This is a genomic window from Flavobacterium bomense, from assembly GCF_003970355.1.
Genome location: NZ_RYDJ01000083.1, coordinates 1 through 1,551, shown reverse-complemented (window position 1 = coordinate 1,551; position 1,551 = coordinate 1). Strand labels below are relative to the sequence as shown.

General features: G+C 36.8%; 1 protein-coding gene. It reads left to right on the top strand.

Going from position 1 to position 1,551, the window contains the following annotated elements:
• A partial coding sequence (locus EKL98_RS15690; protein WP_394343484.1) for a GH36-type glycosyl hydrolase domain-containing protein occupies positions 1-1,551 on the top strand: 1,551 nt, incomplete at both ends.

Here is a 1,551-nt window from a genome sequence, read left to right as displayed (position 1 = left end):
TGGGCTCTTTGGAATGCAGAAGACGATATGACTAATTTTCAAAGGAATTTCAGCACGGGAGAAGTTGAAGTTGAAGATTCAGTAATTTATCACAAAACTGAGTTTAAAGAACGCCGAAACCATTATTCCTTTTATTCGGTAAACGAGGCCATCAAGGGTTTTGACACCGATAGAGATTCATTTGTAGGTTTATACAATGGGTTTGATACTCCAGAAGTAGTGACTGATGGAAAGCCTAAAAACACGATTGCTCACGGATGGTCTCCAATCGCTTCACATTACATTGAAGTCGAATTGAAACCTGGCGAAAGCAAAGATTATGTGTTTATGCTTGGTTATGTTGAGGTTGCAGCAGATGATAAATGGGAAAGTAAATCAATCATCAATAAAAAACCTGCAAAGGCAATGATTGAGAAATACAATACTGTCGAAAAAGTGGAAGCCGCATTTAATGAATTGAGAACTTATTGGGATAACTTACTTGGCACCATTAATATCAAATCCCGTGATGACAAACTTGATAGAATGGTCAATATCTGGAATCAATATCAATGTATGGTTACCTTTAATATGTCGCGTTCTGCTTCGTTTTTCGAATCAGGAATTGGTCGCGGAATGGGTTTTAGAGATTCTAATCAAGATTTAATTGGTTTTGTACATCAAATACCGGAAAGAGCTAGAGAACGTATCATAGATATTGCATCCACCCAATTTGAAGATGGATCTTGCTATCACCAATATCAGCCTTTGACCAAAAAAGGAAATGCAGCAATTGGAGGCGATTTTAATGATGATCCGCTTTGGCTAATTCTTTCAACTACCGAATACATCAAAGAAACTGGCGATTTTACTTTGCTTGATGAATTAGTGCCTTTCGATAATGATGCATCAAAAGCAAAAACCCATTTCGAACATTTAAAAGTGTCGTTTTACCACGTAGTAAATAATTTAGGACCTCATCAATTACCATTAATAGGAAGAGCCGATTGGAATGACTGTTTGAACTTGAATTGTTTTTCTAATGATCCTAATGAATCTTTTCAAACTACAGGAAATAAAAAAGGAGAGACTGCCGAATCGCTAATGATTGCTGGCTTATTTGTAGTTTATGGAAAAGAATTTGTGAAATTATGTCGCCAAATAGGAAAAGACGCCGAAGCATTAGAAGCCGAAAATCATGTAAATAATATGATTGAAGCCGTGAAACAACACGGCTGGGATGGCGATTGGTATTTGAGAGCTTATGATTATTATGGCAAAAAAATTGGTTCAAACGAAAATGAAGAAGGAAAGATTTTTATAGAATCGCAAGGTTGGTGCTCAATGGCCGAGATTGGCAAAGAAGAAGGCTTGGTCGAAAAATCTTTAAATTCAGTGAAAGAACATTTGGATTGCGAATACGGAATTGTTTTGAACAGTCCAGCATTTACTAAATATTATATCGAATACGGTGAGATTTCAACCTATCCGGCAGGTTACAAAGAAAACGGCGGCATCTTTTGTCATAACAATCCTTGGATTATGATTGGCGAAACGATGATAGGACGTGGC